This window comes from Pedobacter sp. UYEF25, assembly GCF_054061655.1.
Window position 1 is genome coordinate 300,698 of sequence record NZ_JBSSEL010000001.1, and the last position, 23,466, is coordinate 324,163.

Consider the following 23,466-nt stretch of genomic DNA (forward strand, 5'->3'; position numbering starts at 1 on the left):
TGAACAAATAAAATTCAATACTTAAAACGATCCTAAAATGCATTTCAAAATATTTAGCTTCCATTTAAACTGCCTTTATTGGTGTTGACTTTAAGCCTCCCTAGTTTAGGCAAGTGTGTTTTCAAATTTCATCGACCGTTCAGAAATAAGCCAAATAAAGAACCGTCGGTAATTGCCTAGGTTTAGGATTTCTGAAAAAAATATCGGCTAAATAAATATCTAATGAAGTCGATTTTTATCAATATGAACCAAAAACTTTATAACCAACAAATTACCTCATCTGCCTGGCGAAAAAACAATGCTTCAAGAAATTTGATGGCAGCGCGTTTAAAATGTAAAAAAACACTATTTTAAACCAAACGCTTTTTACAAAATTAATGAACCGGGCTTTACAGCAATCGCCGCACTCAATTGATTTGCATTAATGAGTTGAGACAAAAATTTCTAGTTCAGCATTATTCCAATCTTTGCTTCGTTCAGTATATACCTCAAAGTCAAATGTATAATTCCTATTTATTTGCGACTGCCAAATGGCTTTCCAAGAATTCGCGACACAATCGGGCATTTTACCTTTTGAAAAAATTTTGGTGTAAGTGCCCTGAGGTACAAATAATTGGACCATGCCATCGGGAATAACAGCGTTCAATTCAACTTCGTAGCCAATAAAATAGTTGACCGGTTTTGTGTAATCGCCTTCATATTCATAATATACTGCATAAATATCACCGCTTAATTTATTAGAAATAATAGTTTCAAATTTTTCTATCTCAAATTTTTGCCACAATTTTCCACAGTCGATGCTAGACCGCCCATCTTTATTCATTGTTTTTTGATCGAGTTTAATTCCAATCAACTTACACGCTTTTCTTCGAATTCTTTCTGTACGATGCATCTGTTAATTTTAGCCAATGGATATTTAATTGTTGAGCACTAAAACCTGTAAATTTAATTTTTTGACGCAGCCCTCTCCTCTTTTTAAACGCTATAAAATTTGACTGCGTTATTTCCGAAAATATCTTCTTGCTCTGTGTCGCTTAGTTTTATTGTGTAATCTTCTACGATAGACAATGCTTTTTCATATCCTCCGGCCAACTCACAAACCGGCCAATCAGATCCATAGAGAAGTCTTTTTGTGCCAAAAACCTCAAAAACTGCATCCATGTAGGGGATAAAATCTGCCTTTTGCCAATTTGTCCAATCTGCTTCGGTAATTAATCCAGATATTTTACAGCAAACATTTTCATGTCGGGCGATGGCCGTCATGTCATTTTTCCAATCTGCTAATGCGTTAGATTTGATGTGCGGCTTTGCCATGTGATCGATTACAAATTTTTGATTTGGAAATTGGCTGACTAATTTTTCAGCGTGCTTAATTTGATCTGTAAAAATAAGAATGTCGTAAGTAAAATTATGCTTCTCCAACCTGCCAATTCCGCGTTTGAATTTAGGAGTGAGCATAAAATCGCGTTGCGTTTCACCTTGTAATACATGCCGGAAACCTTTAATTAGAGGAAAACTCTGGTAATATTCCAATCGGTCTTCTACTTCTTCATCCGCTAAATCTACCCAGCCGACAATGCCTTTAATGCATGAATTTTCTTTGGCTAAATCCAGTAGAAATGTATTTTGTTCTTCACTTTGATCAGCCTGAACAGCAATACAACCATCAAAGTGATGCGCTGATAAAATGGGATTTAAATTTTCTGGCAAAAAATCTCGTCGAATGAGTTCCATAGTTTCATCAATCCAAGCATCTTTTATGGGATCAAACTTCCAAAAATGTTGATGGGAATCTAGCTTCATTTTGTCTAATTTTAAAGTTGGAAAATCTTATCCATCGTTAGCCATTTTTCTCCAACTTTTGCCCATGGCAACACCTGTTGAAACTTTTCAAGCATAGTTTCCCATTTTTGCACAATGGGATTGTTGGCATCCATTTCTTCTTTTATGGCAGAGTTAAAATCGTCTTCCGTTTCCATAATCATAAACAGACGATTACCTGTGCGATAAATTTGCATGTCGATAATGCCAGCATTCAAAATACTCTTCCTGATCTCTGGCCAACAGTTTTCTGCCTTATGCCAATTTTCATATGCAGCAATTGATGCAGGATTGTCCACAAGATCTAATGCTAGTCCGTATCGTTTCATGGTTATTTTTTTGATGATTTAAATTGCGTTAACGATGGCAGCAGCATCTTTTGTGGCTTTTGGGCCCAAAAGATAGCGCGCCTAGCGTGTTAAAACGCCAAAATTGTTATAAAGCACCCCCGGGTTCTAATTCCACTTGAGATTTGCTTGTTTGTACGCCGCTTAAAGCAAATACGGCTATAATTGCGAAACAGATCATTGGCACAAAATATCCCAGTTGTATGTTGCCTGTCTTATCACTTACGTAACCAAAAATCGGTGGTATTATTGCTCCACCTGCAACTGCCATAATAAGTAAGCTGCTTCCGAACGACGTATCGTTGCCCAGATCTTTAATGCTTAATGCGAAGATTGTTGGAAACATAATGGACATAAAAAAACAAATGCCAACCACAATGTAAACCGTAACTATGCCGCTAAGTAGCGCTGCCAAGATGCAGAGGAAAAAACAAATGACTGCATAAATCGCCAACAATTTCTCTGCCCTAAAAAATTTCATAAAAATAGTACCTAAAAAGCGCCCGGCGAGAAAAGCGAAGCCACAAACGCCTAAGTAAATGCTCGCTTCTTTCTCTGTGATGCCAGCTGATGCTTGCGCATACAAAATGAATAAGCTAAATACGCAAACCTGAGCACCAACGTAGTAAAATTGGGCGGAAACTCCTCGAGCCAAATTTTTATGCCTTAAGGCATGAAAAATATTTTTGCTGGTAGGTTTCTCATCGTCGGTAGCGATAGATGGAAGTTTTGTGAAGGAAAAAAGAATGGCAACCACAACCAAAATGCAGCCTAAAACAACATAGGGCATTTTAACAGTTGATGCTTCTGCTGCCAGGGTTGCTTGTTTTACGCCCTCACTCATCAGTTTTAGTTGATCATCTGTTGCGCCTTGTGTTAAAATTAATTTTGCGCCGATAAAAGGGGCTATTGTAGTAGCAAGACCATTAAAAGATTGCGCAAAGTTAATGCGAAAGGGAGCAGATTCTGGTGGACCTAAAACCGTTATGTAAGGATTTGCAGCTGTTTCTAAAGTTGCCAATCCGCAAGCGATAATAAATAATGCCACCAAGAAAAAAGCATAAGATTGGTTGTTTGCCGCCGGTACGAAAAGAAAAGATCCAACTGCAAAAACCAATAATCCTATAATAATACCTGCTTTATACCCATATTTTTTCATAAGAATACCGGCAGGTATGCCCATAAAAAAGTAAGCGATAAAAACCGCAGAATCTACCAAAGTAGCTTGGAGTGTAGTTAGCGTAAAAGATCTTTTGAGGTGAGGAATTAAAATTGGATCTAGGTTATGGGCGAAACCCCAAAGAAAGAACAAGGTAGTTACCAAGCCAATCGCAAATAGATTGCTTTTTTGTTTCATGTGTATATTTGGTTTTTTCTACTGCAACTATCGATAACTTTTTCTAAATCAACTGGGCTGTTGCATCACTTAGAATATGCGTCGGCCTAAGATTTTTACAGCGTTAACTATCACATTAAGCGTTCAAACAGCGATGCAATTTAAAATTAAAAATTACTTAATCGGCATTTAAAAATCGAAAACTATTCTGCTCCATTTCAAACTTGCCAGCCTCACTTGTCGACTTTTGGAACTTTGCCTCAACAATTGCGGTCCTTCTAGGCCCCACAACTTCGTTAGACTGATGGGTATGAAAAACATAGTTTAGTTTTCCCTTTCCATCCATAAAGAAATCGCCGTGACCGGTGCCGTTTATCTTAGTTTGATTTTTACTCCATACTGGGTTGCGATAAAATTTTTTCCAAGGTCCTATCGGACTAGCGCTTGTTGCATACCCGACGGCATAATCTGGATTTCTAAAATCATTGGCCGAATAAAAAAGATAATATAAGTTGTCTCGTTTCAGTACAGTTGGTCCTTCGGTAACGCCCCAGTCTGTCCTAGCCGTATTTTCCCATGGATCGGTTGCATGCAGACACTCGACAGCGGTATCTTCTTTTATAGACTGTAAATCATCATTCATTTCGGCAACATACATCCTATTCCCCTTGTCTAATCTTACATGGTATAAGTAAATCTTACCTTTATCAAAAAATATAAATGGATCTATTATCTTAACAGGTGCTGCAATTGGTTTTTTTTCATGTTGACTGAAAGGACCAAGCGGACTATTGCTTTCTGCGATCGCAATTTGCTCATTGGCCACGTACGCCATGTAAAATTTATTGCGATACTCAAAAACCTGCGGCGCCCAAAAACCTTTAGATCCAAAGGCATCACCTTTTTTAAGTACTGTACCTTCGTTTTTCCAATGCAAGTTGTCTCTTGAACTATAGGCGCTAAAACCTTGATCTGTAGCGCCCTCATTTGTACCATATAAATAATAAGTTTTATCACTATAAAAAATCGTTGGATCTGCTAGATTAATTTGCTTACTGTGCTGTGCATAAACGGTTTGCACCTCCAAAAGCATAAACATAAAACCGCAAAAAAACAATAACTTTAAAAATGTTTTCATATTGATTATCTAATTTTTAATATAATTAATCTTTAATCGATACCCAAAATTTCTTTTGCAAGTTCGATAGTTCTTTTATTACCGGTATTTTTACCTGGTTCATCAGACAGTTTTACAACCTCAATCCATTCCTCATTTTTAGGCATGGTTTGGGTCATTTTAAGAACGATGTTCATCGGTTCTGGACCTACATCATTGGTTAGACTAGTACCGATGCCGAAAGAAATTCCTATTTTTCCTTTACACGCATGAACGATGTAGGCAACTTTCTCATAATTCAATCCATCAGAAAATATAATTGTTTTGCTCATGGGATCAATACCAAGCTTTTTATAATGTGCGATAAGCTTATGGGCAAATTTCAGCGGATCGCCACTGTCGTGCCGGACACCATCAAATAATTTTGCAAACATTTTATCAAATTGCCTGAAAAAAACATCGGTGGTATAAGTATCGGATAAAGCAATGCCTAAATCTCCTCTATACACGTCTGCCCAATGCGTTAAACCCATCACATTCGCCATTTTAAATCCATATCGGGCACCGTGAAACATAAACCACTCATGGGCGTGCGTGCCAATTGGTTTGGTATTAAATTTCATTGCAAAATGAACATTGCTTGTACCTATAAAAGCACCCTTTCCAAATTTATTTAAGGCATGCATTACCAAATGATGCACATGGTAAGAGTGGCGCCGCCGTGTACCGAATTCGGCAATTGTGATGCCTAATTTGCGATAGTTCTCTATTTTAATTTTTGTTTTTCCTTCAATTTCCTCATCAGAAATTCTATTGGCTGGTTTAAGCATGTAAAAAAGCTCGCTGACAAGGGCGAGAATTGGAACCTCCCATAAGATAGTGCGGTACCAAAAGCCCTCAATATGCACTTCCAACTCTTCACCTTTCTGCGAAATAAAAACTTCTGCTGGATTGTACTGATAACCTTCTAAAAAATCTAAATAAACCGGATCCAAATAGGGACACGCCTTCTCAAAGAAAGCTTTTTCCTCTCTTGATAATTTCAGCATTGCCATACTGTCGACTGCAATACGCAAAGCTTTATCAAATCCTTTTGGGAAAGAATGTTCCCCTCGGTTTATAAATTCATACCTCGCGCGTGCAAAAGGAAATAACTTAATGACTCCTTGTTGCATGGTAAACTTATAAAAGTCGTTGTCTAAAATAGAGGTAAATCCTACCTGCGGCTTAAGGTGTGTCATATAATACTAATGCCTATTTTATGGCTTTTCGCCTAACAGGGTTGATTTACTTTCGTCTAACTTTGCTTTTTCAGCCTCGCCCAATGTTGGAAATTTTAAATCTAGACTTCTCAACTTATCGGTAATGATTTCGCTTATTGCCAATCTCGCGTACCACTTTTTATCTGCAGGAATAATGTGCCATGGAGCGTCTTTGGTAGCTGTTTTGTTGATTGCTTCCTGATAGGCGTCCATATATTTGTTCCAAAGTGCACGCTCTTTCAAATCGCCCGAAGAGAATTTCCAGTTTTTTGTTGGATCGTCTATCCGCTCCATAAATCGTTGTTTTTGCTCCTCCTTACTCACATTTAAAAAGAACTTTAAAATGATTGTTCCATTGGCAGCTAAATGTTTTTCGAAATTTTTGATGCTTTCATAGCGTTGTGTCCAAAATTTTTCATCTATTTTTGGCACTTCAGCATATCCAGGGATGTGCTCGCTTAATATATACTCTGGATGCACCTTACAAACCAGTACATTTTCATAGTGAGACCTATTGTGAATGCCAATTCTGCCACGCTCTGGCAACGCCCTGTAATGCCGCCATAAAAAATCGTGCTCATATTCTAGGGCACTGGGCGTTTTAAAGCTAAATACCTGGCAACCTTGCGGATTTAAACCACTCATTACGTGTTCTATAGCGCTATCTTTGCCTGCTGCATCCATCGCCTGGAACAGAATAAGGATAGAATAACTGTTAGAGGCATACAATCGTTCCTGCAAATCGCTCATTTCTATTTTAGATTTTGCCAGATCGTCCTTTCCTTGCTTTTTATGGTAATTGCCTGTATTATTTGTTTTGGCATTTTTTAAAACAAATTTATTACCACCATGTACAATAAGTTCTTTAAATTCGTTTTTCATAGTTAGGATATAGAATAAAATGAAATTTAAATATAGATTAAAAATAGCCGAAATTAAAAGCGAGCTCAGTATTTATAGTTTTTCATATATTTAAGCCCACAGCACTTAGTCTTTACCCCATCTCTTTTAATATGTTTAAAGAAATAAAAAACAGATACTTACGTTATTTCACAATCCTGCTCTATTTCATCATTATCTTCTTTTCGGCACTACAATTAAATTTTTTGGGCTTATTTGGATACTCACCGAGCCGGAGCGACATAAAGCAACCTACACAACGTGTTGGATCTGAACTATACACCTCGGATGGAAAACTAATTGGCAGATATTACAAGGAGAATCGAACTCCTGTAAACTACAACGAAATTCCAAGCAGTGTAATTCATGCTTTGGTGGCCACAGAAGATGTTCGTTTTTATAAGCATTGGGGCATAGATTTCCAAGCTGTTGGCAGGGCGGTTATTGGATTGGGCCAAGATGGAGGCGCAAGTACCATTACCCAACAGCTGGCAAAAAATCTGTACCGTACCAGATATAATAAATCGCAGGGATTACTTGCAAAAATTCCTGGGATAAGAACCGTTATTTTTAAATTTAAAGAGTGGATGACAGCGGTAAAGCTGGAAGCCAATTATTCTAAAAATGACATCATCACCATGTACTTGAATACTGTCTCTTTCGGCAACAATACGTACGGAATAAAAACAGCGAGTAGAATTTATTTCGACAGAGAACCAAAAAACTTAAAGATAGAAGAATCTGCTTTATTGGTTGGAATGCTAAAAGGCACCACCCTTTACAACCCGACTAAAAACCCAAAAAATGCGTTCAATCGTCGTAACGTAGTTTTTACGCAGATGAATAAGTATCATTATTTAAGTATAGACAGTTTGGCGATGCTTAAAAAGGAACCCATTACTCTAAATGCTGGAAAGTTAGATGATAGCAGTGACGGCGATTCTTATTTACGTGCTGCCGTTGCGAAATATTTAGAGAAATGGTGTAAAGACAATGGTTACGATTTATACGAAGATGGCCTAAAAATTTATACCACCATTGATTCTAAGTTGCAAACTTACGCCGAAGAAGCTGTCAAAGATCAAATGAGGGTATTACAACGTCGATTTTACAACGTTTGGGGAAATGAAGATCCTTGGTATGATTCTGAGAAGAAAAAAGTAGATTTTCCAGATCGGGCAAAAAAATCGATGCCGATTTACAGCATATTACAAAAAAAATTCCCTAACCAACCAGACTCTGTTGACCATTACTTTAATAGAAAGAAGCCGATGCAGATCTTCACCTACAAAGGCGACCGGGATACGCTATTTTCTACGATGGATTCGATTCGTTATTATGGCAAGATTTTAAATACCGGTATGATGACAATGGAACCATCAACAGGAAAAATTAAAGTTTGGGTGGGTGGCATTGACCATAAGTTTTTTAAATATGATCATGTAAATCAGGCCAAACGCCAAGCAGGCTCTACCTTTAAGCCATTTGCATATTTAACTGCCCTTCAGCAAGGCATGAGTCCTTGCGATAAAATGACCGATAAACCTGTTCGGATTGCTTATCAAGACAAAGGAGAAACTAAATATTGGGAGCCTAAAAATGCCGACTGGGGAAATACCTATCAAGACATGAGTTTGCGATTGGCAATGGCGAGATCTGTAAATACCATTACCGCACAACTTACTGAAAAAGTTGGTTGGGACAATGTGGTAAAATGGGCACACAATTGCGGAATAGACAGCCATTTGGAATCTGTTCCATCGGTAAGCCTAGGTTCAAATGATGTAAGTGTGTATGAAATGGTAAAGGCATACAGCACCTTTTTAAGTAAAGGTGTGAGAACTGAGCCTATTTTGGTAGAGAAAATCACCGACCAAGATGATAAAGTGATTGAGGATTTCATCCCAAAAACTAAAAAGGTATTAAGTGATGAAATTGCTTGGTTAATGATGTACATGTTTAGGGGCGGAATGGAAGAGCCTGGCGGCACTTCGCAAGCGTTATGGGAGTGGCCAAATCTATTCAAAAAAAACAATCAAATTGGAGGAAAAACCGGCACCTCCTCTGATTATGTAGACGCTTGGTATATGGGCTTAACTAAGGATTTGGTAACTGGCGTTTGGGTAGGTTGCGACGAACGTACAGCGCATTTTAAAAATGGCGATCAGGGGGAAGGTTCTCACACAGCACTTCCTATCTTCGCTAAATTTATGGAAAAGGTTTATCTAGATCCAACGTCAGGGTATACTTATGGTCCATTTCCTAAACCCACAGTTCCTATCACAAGATCTTATAATTGTCCAAGTCCGAGGATTGTAAGAGATACCGCTCAAACAGACACAGCCGTTGTAGATTCTACTAATTTTGAGCCTTCTGCGACACAAGATAACCAGCAACAAACACCTGCAGAATCACCACAGCCTGTGCTAAGAAAAGAAGAGAAAAAAACGACACTTCCTCAAAATTCTCCACCTCTTTCTGCAACACTACCGCTGACTAAAAAAGAGGAGCGGGATTTAAAAAGGAAGCAAAGGCAAGAGGATCGAGACCGTAGGAAACAAATAAACGAATAGTGCTAGGAAACGTGTGATGCGTAGTATTTTACCAATTACAAAGGCCACCACTCAATCTTTTTTATCCAATAATCCGTACATTTAAATGTTAATCATTCAAACGCATAACACATGAAAATTGGCCATTTCAAATTGAGGCGCCTCGCCCCGGTTTTACTCCTATTAGCTGTTTCTTTATCTGCGCAGGCCCAATATTTTGGTCAGAATAAAGTGAGGTATAAAAAAATGGAATTTAAAGTGTTGCAAACGCCGCATTTTGAAATTTATTATTATTTAAAAAATCCGGATTTTATAAAAAAATTCTCAGAGGATGCAGAAACTTGGTATAAAATGCATCAAGAGGTTTTTAGAGATACTTTTTTAACTAAAAATCCAATTATATTATATAACAACCATGCAGATTTTCAGCAAACAACGGTATTAGATGGCGACATTGGAATTGGAACAGGTGGCGTAACTGAAGCGTTAAAAAACAGGGTGATCATGCCTATTATGGATTTAAGCAGTCAGACACGCCACGTGCTCGGACACGAGCTTGTACATGCTTTTCAATACCATTTGTTGCTAGAAAAAGATTCTATCAGCTTAGAAAATGTTGGCCGAACGCCCTTATGGATGGTGGAGGGAATGGCAGAATATTTATCGATAGGTAAAAAAGATGCCTTTACTTCTATGTGGATGCGGGATGCGATGCTGAATAGAGACATTCCTTCGCTAAAAGACCTCACAAATTCAAATAAGTATTTCCCGTACAGGTATGGCCAAGCATTCTGGACTTATATTGGGTCTCAATATGGAGACACGACCATTGTTCCTTTGTTTAAAAATACGGCAAAATATGGCTACGAAAACGCGATAAAGTATACTTTTGGTTATGACGATCAGACCCTATCTGGTTTATGGAAAAAATCTATCGATGATCATTATCGGCCTATGTTGAAAGCCGATAGTAGCCAGATTAAAATTACCGGAACGAAAATTCTTGATAATAAAAATGCGGGAAACCTAAACGTGGCTCCGTCGCTTAGTCCAGACGGAAAATACATCTCTTTTATGAGTGATAAAGATCTTTTTGGCATAGACTTATACCTTGCAGACGCAAAGACTGGAAGGGTTATAAGGAAACTAAGTAGCCAAGTAAGGAATAGCGATATAGACAACTATAACTTCATAGAATCGGCAGGTGCTTGGTCGCCGGATGGAAAACAATTTGCGTTCAGTATTTTTAGTCAGGGGAAAAATGAACTTTTAATTATTAATGTGGCAAATGGAAGTACAGCGTTGCGTACAAAGCTAGGCGACGTTGCTGAGTTTAGTAACTTGTCTTGGTCTCCAAATGGAAAAGACATTGCTTTTTCGGGATTGTTAGAAGGCCAAAGTGACATATTTTCCTATAATTTAGATAGCAAACAGGTAACCAACATCACCAATGATGTTTATGCGGATTATGCACCAACTTTTTCCCCTGATGGAAAGAAAATTGTCTTCTCATCTGAGAGAGTCGCAGTGCAATCAAAGAATTCTGCAGCGGTAAATCCTATCAATTTATCAGTTTATGACATTGCTGGAAAGACGATTTCGAACATTGATGTGTTTGCAGGCGCTAACAATTTAAACGCTCAATTTTCTGGCGACAGCCAGCACATTTATTTTCTATCGAATAGAGACGGCTTTAGAAACTTATATAAGTATAATTTTACCGACAACACCGTAGACCAACTTACAGATTATTTTACAGGAATTTCTGGAATTACAGAATATTCCCCTGCCATTTCGGTCTCTAGAAATGATGAAATTGCATACAGTTATTACCGTTATCAACGGTATACCCTTTATGACACCAAATTGAGCGACTTTACTGCAAAACGTATTGGCAATCAAGACGTAAATTTTGATGCAGCCATCCTCCCTCCAATGGAAAATTTTGGCGTAAACATCATTAACTCTAATCTTAAAAATTTCGATCGATTTGAGAAAGTAAATCAAGATTCGGTTAGACTTGTACCCTATCGCCCAAAATTCAAATTAGATTATTTGGCAAATAGCGGTGTTGGAGTTTCTTCTAGTCGATTCGGAACTGGGGTTCAAGGAGGAATTGTGGGTATGTTTAGCGACATTTTAGGAACCAATAAAATCATTGCCAACCTTTCTGTAAATGGAGAGATTTATGATTTCGGCGGTTTAGTGGGCTACATAAACCAAGAAAGTAGAATAAATTGGGGGGCGGCTATTTCGCACATTCCTTATACTTCGGGGTTTAATTCTTATGGTGTTGAACAACTACCTGCTACAGGCGGCGGCACCACCAATGCCATTAATTATCGTACAGATATCATTAGAACTTTCGAAGACCAAATTCAGGTTTTCGGCGCCTACCCTTTCAATAAAATACATCGTTTCGAACTTGGAGGTGCATTTTCCCATTATAGCTATAGAATAGATAGGTATAGCAATTATTACAGTCAAGAAGGATATTACCTAGGTTCTCAACGCACTAAATTGAGCAATGCTCAGGCACAAACAGATTATGGTGTCCCGTTTGATCCTTTTACACTTTATCAATTGAACGTAGGGTTTGTAGGCGACAATTCATTATTTGGCCTCACCGCACCACTCGAGGGTTTTCGGTACAGGGTTAGCGGCGAAAAATACCTTGGTACTTATGACTTTTATGCAGTAACAGCAGATTTAAGAAAATATTGGCGTATTAAACCTGTAACGATTGCCGCACGATCTTACAATAATTTTAGAATTGGCAAAGATGCAGATAGGCTTTATCCAAATTACATTGGCTATTCTTACTTGATTAGAGGTTATGAAGCAAATTCCATATACAAAACCCAATCTGGCGATGCGGCAAGTGCATTTAACATAAATCAGTTAAGTGGTAGCAAAATCGCTGTGTTTAACTTTGAATTAAGACTTCCGTTTACGGGACCTAAAAAGCTTGCTCAAATTCAATCTAAATTATTGTTTTCTGATTTAAACTTATTTTTTGACGCAGGCTTGGCATGGACTAACGATACGAAGGTTGCATTTAAAGCTAATCCAACCTACACCACAGAACCAGTAGTTGATGCCCAAGGAGCTCCGGTATTAGATGCCAATGGAATTCCGCTAACCTACCAAAATACCACTGAACGTACGCCTGTAATGAGCGCGGGTATTTCGTTAAGGGTTAATGTATTTGGGTACTTTGTGCTAGAACCATACTACGCTTTTCCTTTCCAGAGAAAAGATGTAAAAGCTGGTGTATTTGGATTGACATTTGCCCCTGGATGGTAGGTGATTTAAAGTTTAAACTTTCTTAACTGAAAAGGTTTGATATTTTGACAATTGAATAAATCTACTAATTTTTCGAAATGGATTACAAAAAATATGTTTACTTGCCGGCATTGCCAGAAGAAGTTTATTTAGCACTTACCAAGCCAACAAGTATACAACTCTGGACAGGTGCTGAGGTAGAATTTGAAGAGGAAATTGATACTGAGTTTTCTCTTTGGGATGGCGACATAAGCGGAAAAAACCTAGCATTTGACGATGGAAAAAAAATAGAACAAGAATGGTATTTTGGCGAACGCGAAGAGAAATCTATTGTTACCATAAAATTGCATCTAGATAATAAAGGAACTTCATTAGAATTTCGCCAAACAAATATTCCAGAAGCAGATTTCTTGGATTTTACTTCTGGTTTAGAGGAAAATTATTTTGGGGGATTATTAGATTTTTTTGAAGAATAACACTTTCTTTATTGAATGATAAAAGAATTTGCACAAGCTTGTTTTTAAATTCCAACCAGTGTAAATAAAATATAATTTTAAAAGTGTTGTTATCTGCTCTAAACTAAACACTAATTGTATGAACAGGACTATTGGACTAATTTTAATTGTTGTAGGCATCCTAATGCTTGTGTGGACAGGTTTTACATACACCAAAAAGGAAAAAATTGTTGATGCAGGACCCATTCAAATATCTGCCGATAGGCAAAAAGATGTTAATTGGCCGCCTTACGTTGGAGGGATTGTTTTAATAGCCGGAGTAATTGTATTGGCTACTTCTAAAAAGAGGTAACGCTCTTTATTAATTCAGCCTCAGCAAAAATTTAAAACGGATGGGGCAGATCATATTAAATGCAACAGTAGTTTTATGGCAAATCAGTGCATGGGTTTTAAAACTATAACTACTCAAATTACATATGCATCTAAAATGTTGTGTATGAAAGTTTGGGTTAGGGAGACGCATTTAAATGTATTTTAAGTCGCAATTATTGATAGCAAATGACGTACACGTTTTAAAATGGCTTTGGCATATCCTGTCATTTTATTAAACAACCTGCTTTTCAATGTATCTAGAATTCATTAAACCTAAAACCCCCATGTAGGTTAGGGTAAAAGACAGTAAATCTCCAACTTTTAATCCTTCACTATTGTTCCCCAAATCTAGCACCAGCATGTCAGAACTTGCTTCAATAATTTGAACTTCTTGGTTGTCTGGCACCATATAACGGGGATTACAATCAAGCAATCCAACATCCAATATCGCTCTATAATGCTTCTTACCGATGTCTTTAGGATCAATAACAGGTATTTCTCCAGACACATTGATGCTTTGAACGCCATTAGGCGTTTTTGGTTTTCGATACAACTCTATAATTTCTGCGAAAAGCTTAAACACGTCGTTATTCATTCCCTCTACAGTTTTGTTTGTAAAAAGATTTAATCCAAAAAATAACATCTCCCCTATTCTAAAATGGTTTACAGTTTTCGGCAATTGTTTTTCTAGCAGTAAGGGAACGGTTACGCTGGTTCCGCCAGAGATCCAAGGAATATGAATGTTAAATTTTGTTTCTATTAATTGCTTGTACAAACTCAGTTGTACAAGTTTATCGTGCGAAGGCAAAATGCCATTTAAACAATTTAAATTTGTTCCAAGACCGACAATATTAATGTTTGTCATGTCTACCACTTGTGCATAAAAAGCCATCAGTTTATCACCAATAACTCCCTCACGTAGGTCGCCCATTTCAACCATTATAATAATTTTATGAGTCTTATTCTGTCTGATTGCTTCTTCGCTCAAAAGTTTTATAGTGCTCAATTCGGTATTAAAGCTTACATCTGCATAAGTAACTACTTGGGCTAAATTTCTGCTGGCAGGAGGCTTAATATATACGGTTTGTGCATTTGGAGCAACTTCTTTTATCACTTTTAAATTGGTTATTCTCGTGTCGTGAAACTCTGTAACCCCCAACTTGACCAATTCCTCTAAAAACAACTTATTGCCGCAAAGCAACTTGGAAACAACGCCCCACTTTACTTCGGCATCTAAAAACCAATTCTCAAGCTTTTGATAATTGTGCGCAAGCTTACTGCGATATAACTTTAAATACGCCATTAAAATGTTTTATTAAACAATAAGATAAATGCAATTTTTCCATCTATCGTTTCAGACGCATCTCTAAATATTTGTTGCTAAAGCCCAGCCTTTCATATAATTTCTTTGCAGGATTATCCGTTTCTACATGCAAAGCAATATCTCCCTTCGCAGTGGCAATTGCTTTTTCCATTAAGCTTTTTCCAAGTCCCTTTCCTCTAGTATTTTCATGGACTGCGATATAAACCAGAATATTTTCGGGAATGTATTTTTTCATTCCTGTTTCATTTACTACAACGGCTCCAAGAATTTCTGCTTCTTCTGTTGCAAGAACGATGAACCCCGCCTTCGCAAACACGTAATCGAGGCAAGCGAGAATGTCTTCTTTTTTATCGCCAAACCTCCCTAAATGATGTTCCAAAAAGATTGCAATCTTATCATTAGTAAAAATTGAATCTTCCCCCGTTTCAGCGCTTATGTTTTTAAAAATCATGTTGATGTTTTTTTTGTAAAAAGCAAATTAATTGTGATTAATCCCACTGCTCTTTATCTAAGAATGGTGCAAAGATAAAACTTCAAGCGCCAAAACACCATTTTAATAAATCGATTTTGCAAAAGATTGCACGGTGCACATCGTTTTTGTACTTTAGGGTCTTCAATCTAATCAGCATATGAGAAAATTATTTTCTTTCAGGGTATATTTAATGACGTTATTTTTGAGCTTGAGCTTTTCAATCCGCGGAAATACACAACAAAAAATTATTGTGGAAAGTGTAAAAAACACTGCCACTACTGCAACAAATAGTTTCTATGTAAGTAATAAATCACCGCTTTTACAAAGTCATTTTATTAAACTTCCCGTTGGTAGCATTAGGCCCGGTGGCTGGCTACATAAAGTTTTAGAACTTCAGAAAAACGGACTGACCGGAAATTTAGGAGAGATAAGCATTTGGCTTTCAAAGGAGGACAATGCTTGGCTGCATAAAGATGGAAAAGGTAAATACGGATGGGAAGAACTCCCCTACTGGTTAAAAGGGTATGGAAATATAGCCTATATGTTAAAAGATCCTAAAATGTTAAAAGAAACAAAGTTTTGGATTGATGCAGCCATCAAAAACCAGCGCCTAAACGGCGATTTCGGTCCATTAGTGTATAAAGGCGAAGGCAAAAGAGACCTTTGGACTAATATGCCGATGCTTTGGTGTTTGCAGTCTTATTATGAGTATAGTAATGATAAAAGAGTAATAGATTTAATGACCAAATACTTTAAGTGGCAGTTAACTATTCCTGATGATAAGTTCCTAGAAGATTATTGGGAAAATAGCCGTGGGGGGGATAATTTGGTAAGTGTGTATTGGCTTTATAACCGTACCGGTGACAAATTTTTGTTAGATTTAGCTACTAAAATAGATAAAAATACAGCCAATTGGCGTCAAAAAGATAACCTTCCAAACTGGCATAATGTAAATGTTGCGGAGTGCTTTAGAGAACCTGCCACATTTTATCTACAAAGTCATAAGCAAGGAGATTTAATGGCCAGTTATAACGATCAACATTTAATTAGAAACATTTACGGACAAGTACCAGGCGGTATGTTTGGCGCAGATGAAAATGCTAGAAAAGGCTATGACGACCCGCGGCAAGCTGTAGAAACTTGCGGATTGGTCGAACAAATGACATCAGATGAAATGATGTTACAGATGACGGGAGATACGTATTGGGCCGCCAATTGCGAAGACGTAGCTTTTAATACTTTCTCGGCAGCCTTTACGCCAGATTATAAAGCACTCCGGTATTTAACTGCGCCAAACATGGTCATTAGTGATTCCAAAAATCACCATCCAGGTATAGACAATTCCGGTCCGTTTTTAATGATGAATCCCTTCAGCAGCCGTTGTTGTCAACACAACCATGCTGCAGGTTGGGTTTATTATGCAGAAAACACTTGGATGGCTACGCCCGATAATGGAATAGCAGCGCAACTTTATGCGGAAAGTTCTGTAAAGATAAAAGTTGGAAGTGGTGTAAATGTAACGCTAACTGAAAACACAAAATATCCTTTCGAAGATTTGGTTGCTATCAACATAGCAACGCAAAAAAGCGTGAGTTTTCCGCTGTATTTACGAATTCCGGAATGGTGCAAAAGCCCCGTAATAAAAGTAAACAACCAGGTAGTAAAAGTAATGGCAACCCCGGGTGAATACGTGAAAGTGACGAAACTTTGGAAAGACAAAGACCAAATTACCATTAAATTCCCGATGGATATTGCTGTTAGACAATGGGCAAAAAACAAAAATAGTGTGAGCGTTAATTACGGTCCACTAACCTATTCATTAAAAATAGATGAAAACTATGTTAAAAAAGACAGTAAAGAGACAGCCATTGGAGATTCTGGATGGCAGCCCAACGCAGACCCAAGCAAATGGCCTTCTTTTGAAATTTTACCGAAATCTCAATGGAATTTTGGTTTGCTGTTAGACCAGGAGAAACCTGAAAATTCGTTTAAGGTGGTGCGAAGACCATGGCCGAAAAACAACAATCCTTTTACAAATGCAACTGCACCAATTTTTTTAGAAGCAAAAGGAAAAAAAATTCCAAGCTGGACGATTGATGCCACTGGGCTGGCTGGTAACTTGCCACAAAGCCCGGTAAAAACAGATGGCAAAAGCACATCCTTAATACTTGTCCCAATGGGTGGCGCCCGATTGCGCATTTCTGCATTTCCTGTTGTAGATTAAATCCGTTTGTTAAAAAATTAAAAAAAGCCGCCAATTTGGGGGCTTTTTTTGTGTGTATTTCACATCGTATAGATGTGTTCCTTAAGCAAGTACTATTAATGTTTATTAACGCATCAATTCTTTAAATAACTCAAAACAAAAGTGACCTAAGTACATATATTTTTGTTATTTTACGGTCGAAACCAAACTTAAAAAAAATGGATCAGCCGTCTAAATATGCTTCATCTACCCCTAAAAAAGTGTTTTTTATTGGCGTACTTACGCTTTCGATTCTGGCAATAGCGACAATCTTTTTTTTCAACCGAAAGAAAACTCAACAAGACAATCAGGCGTATGCCAAATATATAGAGTCTTACACCTCGGGCACAATTTCAAAAACTAGCTTTATTAGAATTCATCTAGCAAACGCCGTTACCGGGATGAAGGATTTAAACAAAGCTGAGACGCGAGACCTGTTTGACTTTTCTCCGTCAATTGGCGGAAAAACTTTTTGGATTGATCCACAAACGATAGAATTTAGGCCTGATGAACCGCTAAAATCTGGAAAAACATATGAAGGATCCTTTAACCTTTCGGAGATTTTAACCACAGAAAAGGGATTGGAAGATTTCGATTTTGAATTTAGAATTATAAAACCCGGCCTTGCATTTACACAAAATGGATTAGTTTCTCAAAACAACACTTCATTAGATTACATGAAGTTGACTGGCGAAATAGCTACCTCTGATGCAGAAGAAACACAAGCCATCGAAAAAACAATTACTATAGATTTTAGTCAGAAGCTACACATTAAATGGCAGCACAATCCATCAAAAAACACTTCTAAATTTACCATAGACAGTATAAAAAAGCAAAATACAGATCAAACGTTAAACCTAAAATGGTCGGGTGATCCGATAAATGCATCGCATACAGGCGAAGAAGAAATACGTATTCCAGCCCTTAATAAATTCGAAGTGCTAAACATCAGGGCGGTGCAAGGTGAGGAAGATTACGCACTGGTTCAATTTTCTGAGCCTGTTGGCGTAGGGCAAGATTTAAGTGGAATGATCTCTATAGGCAACCTCAGCGATTTAAGATACACCATTGATGGAAGTCAGGTGAAAGTGTATGCCGCAGAGGAGTTTAATGGAGCTTATGCAATCAAGGTCATTGCTGGAATTGAAAACATCAATCAGAAAAAATTGACTGAAAGCAAAACAGTCAACTTGGTTTTTGAAGATAAAATGCCTGCAGTAACCATTTCTGGGGCAGGAACTATTTTGCCTAATTCGGGGAAATTGGTATTGCCATTTGATGCCATAAACTTGAAGGCGGTAGATGTTACTGTCATTAAAATTTATGAGAATAACATTCCTCAATTCTTCCAAACCAACAATTATAACGATGGGAATGAGTTAAGGAGGGTAGCCAAACCCTTACTGCAAAAAACAGTTCGATTGGATGTTGATAAATCCATCGACCTCCATAAAAAAAATAGATTTAGTTTAGATTTAGATAAGCTCATCAGAACAGAATCGGGTGCAATGTATCGCGTAAGCATCGCCTTTAGGCCCGAATATAATGCATTTAGTTGTAAAATAGAGAACTCCGCTAAAGAAGAGGGCGAGGCATATGATGACGCTTACGGCAGCGATAACTCTGGCGATAAAATAGATGAAGACGACGAATTTTGGCAACGTTATAATGACTATTACCCAAAGAATTATCGTTGGGATGAAAGAGAAGACCCTTGTACACCATCCTATTATACCTCAGACAAATGGGCTAGCAGAAACCTGATAGCATCTAACATCGGCCTAGTTGCAAAACGAGGTAATGACAACAGCATGCTCATCGTTGCGACGGATTTACTAACAGCAAAACCGTTGAGTGGCATAAATTTCGACTTGATGGATTATCAAAAGCAGATTATCTATTCTGGCAAAACGGATGGTGATGGTTTTGCAAAATTCGATTTGAAGAAGACTCCATTTTTATTAATCGCTAAGATTGGCGCTGAGCGTGGATATTTAAAGCTCGATGATGGAAACTCCCTGCCGTTGAGCCGATTTAATGTCGGTGGCGACATGGTGCAGAACGGGATGAAAGGATTTATATACGGCGAAAGAGGTGTTTGGAGACCAGGGGATAGTGTATTTGTTTCATTTGTATTGGAAGACAAATTAAAAAAATTACCGGACAATTATCCCGTAAGTATGGAACTATACAATCCAAAAGGACAGCTTTACAAAAGGCTAATTAATGCAAAACCATTAAATGGTTTTTACACCTTTAAGACTGCTACTGAAAATACCTCGCCTACCGGCGATTGGTTGGCAAAAATAAAAGCAGGCGGCGCCACTTTTTCCAAAACCATCAAAATAGAAACTGTAATGCCCAACAGATTAAAAATTAGTTTTGATATTGGCAACAAGTCTTATTTAACATCCGGTACATCTACCGCTAAACTTTCTGCCAAGTATCTTTTTGGTGCAGTAGCGCAAAATTTAAAGGCAAAGGTTGATGTAAACCTAAACACCACCGAAACCAAGTTTAAAGGTTTTGATGGCTACAGTTTCGACAATCCGACAGTGAATTTCGAGTCGCAGGTTAAAACCATATTTGAGGGGACATTAAATGCCACTGGTGAGGCAATCATCAACACCAATTTAGACCAAAATGCAAGTGCACCTGGCGTTTTAAAAGCGAACTTTACCACGAAGGTGTTTGAACCAGGCGGCAATTTTAGCATCGACTATTTAAGCGTTCCGTACCACATGTACAACAATTACCTTGGCGTAAAAGCACCAGAAGGTAATAAATTAACAGAAATGTTGGTAACAGGAAAAGACCATAAGGTAGAAATTATAAATGTAAATACTGACGGCAAACTATTGACTGGTAATAAAACGGTACAAGTAGAGTTATACAAAACCCAATGGCGGTGGTGGTGGGAACAAGACAACCAATATACTTACGCTAACTTTACGCAGAACAAATACAATAAACTTATAGAGACCAAAAAGGTAACACTTAGCAACGGCAAGGGCAGTTACAATTTAAGAGTTGACGAACCAGAATGGGGGCGCTATTTAATTTTAGTACGCAGTTTAGATGGTGGCCACGTAACCGGAACTTCGGTGTACATCGATTGGCCTGGTTGGCAACAACGCGAGCAAGGAAGCAACCCAACAGAAGCAGCGATGCTTTCATTTACTGCAAATAAAGACAAATTTAAAGTCGGCGAAGACATTACGTTAACGATGCCATCGAGTAAAAACGGTCGTGCGCTTATTTCTTTAGAAAACGGAAGCCGGGTAGTTAAAACTTTTTGGATTGACACCAAAGCTGGCGAAACGCAATTTACTTTTAAGGCAGAAAAAGAAATGAGCCCGAATGTGTTTGCTAACGTAACCATGTTGCAGCCGCATGCGCAAACGATAAATGACTTGCCAATTAGAATGTATGGGGCTATTCCGCTGTTGATAGAAGACCCGCAAACCATATTGAAGCCAACCATAAAAATGTTGGATAAAATTAAACCCGAAATCGAAAACACCATCACCATCGGCGAGCAAAACGGCAAGGCAATGACTTATACCATTGCATTGGTTGATGAAGGTTTGTTGGATTTAACACGGTTTAAAACGCCGGATGCACATGCTTCGTTTTATGCGAGAGAAGGTTTGGGCGTAAAAACTTGGGATTTATTTGACTATGTGCTCGGTGCGTACGGTGGAAACTTAGAACGCATTTTAAGTATCGGTGGTGATGGAAGCATCAATAAAAACTTAAGCCCAGCAAAGGCAAACCGCTTTAACGCCGTGGTAAAATTTATGGGGCCATTTAATCTTGCAAAAGGGCAAACAGCTACCCATAAATTTAAATTGCCACAATACATTGGTGCGGTTCGCGCCATGGTTGTTGCTGGAAACGATGGAGCATACGGTTCTGCAGAGAAATCTGTACAAGTAAAAAAACCATTAATGGTGTTGGCCACTGTGCCGAGGGTAATTGGTCCTGGCGAAGCTTTTAAACTTCCAATTACTGTTTTTACCACCGAAAACAACTTAAAAAATGTTTCCGTAACGCTACAAACCAGGAATTTAATTGTTGAGGGAACAAGCAAAACTGTCTTGCATTACGCTAAAGTTGGCGATCAAATGGCGTATTTTGATGTGAAAGCGCCAGAGAAAGTTGGCATTGCAAAGATTAAAGTCATCGCGCAAAGCGGAGCAGAAAAAACCGTTTACGATGTAGAGATGGACATTCGGAATCCAAATCCTTATGTTACAAATGTGGTTTCGGCAACATTGCAACCCGGCCAAAAATGGTCTGTAAATTACAAGCCAATTGGCATGGAAGGCACAAACACTGGTTCGTTAGAAGTATCTTCTATTCCGGCTATAAACCTTACCAAGCGTTTGAACTTTTTAATTCAATATCCACATGGATGTATTGAACAAACCACTTCGGGCGTTTTCCCACAATTATTTTTGGATCGATTGACCAAGCTCACCGAAACTCAGAAAGCCAAAACAGAGAAAAATATCAAAGCTGGCATCAACAAACTTAAAGATTTCCAAACCGTTAGTGGCGGACTGTCCTACTGGCCCGGCGATCCAAATGCCGATGAATGGGGAACTAATTACGGGGGCCACTTTTTAATAGAGGCGCAAGATGCGGGCTACACAATTCCCGTGGGTTTAATGGATGGCTTGTTGCGTTATGAGAAAGACAAAGGCAATAACTGGGCACCGAATAGTAATAATTTTTATGGTGGCGATTTATCTCAGGCGTATCGTTTGTACATTCTCGCTTTAGCTAAAAAACCAGAAATGGCTGCGATGAACAGGTTGAAAGCTTTTGAGTATTTATCGGTTGCTGCAAAATGGCGATTGGCTGCTGCATACAAGTTGGCAGGGCAAAATGATATTGCACAAAATATGGTTAGAGGATTGGCGATCGAAGTAAAACCTTATACTCAATTAGGTGGAACTTACGGCAGCGATGTTAGAGATGAAGCGATGATTTTAGAAACGCTTACCTTACTTGGCCAAAAAGCAAAGGCAGCGAGCATATTACAGTCTGTTGCCAACAAATTGGGCGAAGATACTTGGTACAGCACTCAAACAACGGCTTATAGTTTACTGGCGGTTGCTAAATTTTGCGGAAGCAATAAAGCAGCAAATAGGCTGCAATATAGCTATACGCTGGATAAAAAATCAGCTTCGGTTAATGCCGATGATTATCTAAATAGCACCGCAGTAAACTTCAGCGGCAACGCCACGACAGTCACCAATACTGGCGACAATGTATTGTTTGTACGATTGGTGCTAGAAGGTCAACCTGTGGCTGGTCAGAATAATTTCTTACCAAACCGACCAGATGTGTTGGACATGAATGTGGTGTACAAACGTCTTAATGGTGTAGTGATAAATCCAACAACTATAAAACAAGGGTCTGATTTTTATGCCGAGGTGACCATTAAAAACCCAGGGAAAATGGGTTATTATGAGCAGATGGCTTTAACGCAAATATTCCCTTCTGGTTGGGAAATCATTAATACGAGGTTGAACGACAATCAGAGTATTTTGGCTTCTTCGCCTTTTAATTATCAAGACATTAGAGATGATCGGGTGTTTACCTATTTCAACATTAGAGAGAATGAAAGCTTGGTGTACAAGGTGTTATTAAACGCCTCTTACATTGGTCGCTATTACTTATCAGCTGTTCAATGTGAAGCGATGTATAATAACAACATTTCTGCAACGAAGGATGGACAATGGGTTGAGGTGGTTAAGTAAATGATTTTAAAGTTGGGGCGAATTCGGTACTTTTAAATCAGCGTTTAATTGTTGCGAATTTGCCATAGTTAGGAATAAATGGTTTGTTGAGAGTTTCAAAAACTATGTTTTCTAATCCCATCAAATTCGATGGGATTAGAAAACACCATAGAATAATTGGGAGAAAGAGAATCCTTATACAATCCAGATTTTAACTATATCGATTTCGGT

Annotated in this window: 15 protein-coding genes; 6 read left to right on the forward strand and 9 right to left on the reverse strand. The window is 38.1% G+C overall.

The window, feature by feature from the left end; genetic code table 11:
* Positions 1-421: 421 nt before the first annotated feature.
* From ACVWYG_RS01175 to ACVWYG_RS01205, 7 genes are all read right to left on the reverse strand, one after another.
* Positions 422-892: a GyrI-like domain-containing protein gene (locus ACVWYG_RS01175; RefSeq protein ID WP_457268295.1), complete on the reverse strand. Its 471-nt coding sequence runs from the start codon at positions 890-892 to the stop codon at positions 422-424.
* A gap of 83 nt (positions 893-975) precedes the next feature.
* Positions 976-1,803, reverse strand: a complete 828-nt coding sequence (locus ACVWYG_RS01180; protein ID WP_457268296.1) for an amidohydrolase family protein — start codon at positions 1,801-1,803, stop codon at positions 976-978.
* Positions 1,804-1,814: 11 nt separating this feature from the next.
* Complete coding sequence (locus tag ACVWYG_RS01185; protein WP_457268297.1) at positions 1,815-2,150, reverse strand: L-rhamnose mutarotase; 336 nt, start codon at positions 2,148-2,150, stop codon at positions 1,815-1,817.
* A 106-nt stretch (positions 2,151-2,256) separates the two neighbouring features.
* Positions 2,257-3,525, reverse strand: a complete 1,269-nt coding sequence (fucP, locus tag ACVWYG_RS01190) for an L-fucose:H+ symporter permease (RefSeq protein ID WP_457268298.1) — start codon at positions 3,523-3,525, stop codon at positions 2,257-2,259.
* A gap of 157 nt (positions 3,526-3,682) precedes the next feature.
* A complete protein-coding gene (locus ACVWYG_RS01195; protein ID WP_457268299.1) occupies positions 3,683-4,642 on the reverse strand; it encodes a glycoside hydrolase family 43 protein in 960 nt (319 codons plus the stop codon).
* Between the two features lie 32 nt (positions 4,643-4,674).
* A complete protein-coding gene (gene pncB, locus ACVWYG_RS01200) occupies positions 4,675-5,862 on the reverse strand; it encodes a nicotinate phosphoribosyltransferase (protein ID WP_457268300.1) in 1,188 nt (395 codons plus the stop codon).
* Positions 5,863-5,880: 18 nt separating this feature from the next.
* Complete coding sequence (locus ACVWYG_RS01205; RefSeq protein ID WP_457268301.1) at positions 5,881-6,765, reverse strand: polyphosphate kinase 2 family protein; 885 nt, start codon at positions 6,763-6,765, stop codon at positions 5,881-5,883.
* Between the two features lie 131 nt (positions 6,766-6,896).
* Between ACVWYG_RS01205 and ACVWYG_RS01210 the strand changes: the two genes are divergently transcribed.
* From ACVWYG_RS01210 to ACVWYG_RS01225, 4 genes are all read left to right on the forward strand, one after another.
* A complete protein-coding gene (locus tag ACVWYG_RS01210) occupies positions 6,897-9,356 on the forward strand; it encodes a transglycosylase domain-containing protein (protein WP_457268302.1) in 2,460 nt (819 codons plus the stop codon).
* Positions 9,357-9,467: 111 nt separating this feature from the next.
* Positions 9,468-12,641 carry a peptidase MA family metallohydrolase gene (locus ACVWYG_RS01215; RefSeq protein ID WP_457268303.1) on the forward strand — a complete coding sequence of 1,058 codons (3,174 nt, stop codon included), beginning with the start codon at positions 9,468-9,470 and terminating at the stop codon, positions 12,639-12,641.
* 77 nt (positions 12,642-12,718) lie between these two features.
* On the forward strand, positions 12,719-13,096 hold the full coding sequence (locus tag ACVWYG_RS01220) for an SRPBCC domain-containing protein (protein WP_457268304.1): 378 nt from the start codon (positions 12,719-12,721) through the stop codon (positions 13,094-13,096).
* A gap of 118 nt (positions 13,097-13,214) precedes the next feature.
* Entirely contained in the window at positions 13,215-13,427 is a 213-nt protein-coding gene (locus tag ACVWYG_RS01225; protein WP_457268305.1) for a hypothetical protein, read from the forward strand.
* A 252-nt stretch (positions 13,428-13,679) separates the two neighbouring features.
* On the opposite strand, the gene ACVWYG_RS01230 is transcribed toward ACVWYG_RS01225, so the two are convergent.
* Positions 13,680-14,750, reverse strand: coding sequence for an alanine racemase (locus tag ACVWYG_RS01230; RefSeq protein WP_457268306.1), 1,071 nt, complete (start codon positions 14,748-14,750; stop codon positions 13,680-13,682).
* 43 nt (positions 14,751-14,793) lie between these two features.
* Positions 14,794-15,222, reverse strand: coding sequence for a GNAT family N-acetyltransferase (locus ACVWYG_RS01235; protein WP_457268307.1), 429 nt, complete (start codon positions 15,220-15,222; stop codon positions 14,794-14,796).
* Between the two features lie 178 nt (positions 15,223-15,400).
* On the opposite strand from ACVWYG_RS01235, the gene ACVWYG_RS01240 reads away from it, so the two are divergent.
* The gene (locus tag ACVWYG_RS01240) at positions 15,401-17,467 is read left to right on the forward strand and encodes a beta-L-arabinofuranosidase domain-containing protein (protein WP_457268308.1); all 2,067 of its coding nucleotides are present in this window, start codon (positions 15,401-15,403) and stop codon (positions 17,465-17,467) included.
* A 197-nt stretch (positions 17,468-17,664) separates the two neighbouring features.
* Positions 17,665-23,256: an alpha-2-macroglobulin family protein gene (locus tag ACVWYG_RS01245; protein WP_457268309.1), complete on the forward strand. Its 5,592-nt coding sequence runs from the start codon at positions 17,665-17,667 to the stop codon at positions 23,254-23,256.
* The last annotated feature ends 210 nt before the right edge of the window (positions 23,257-23,466 follow it).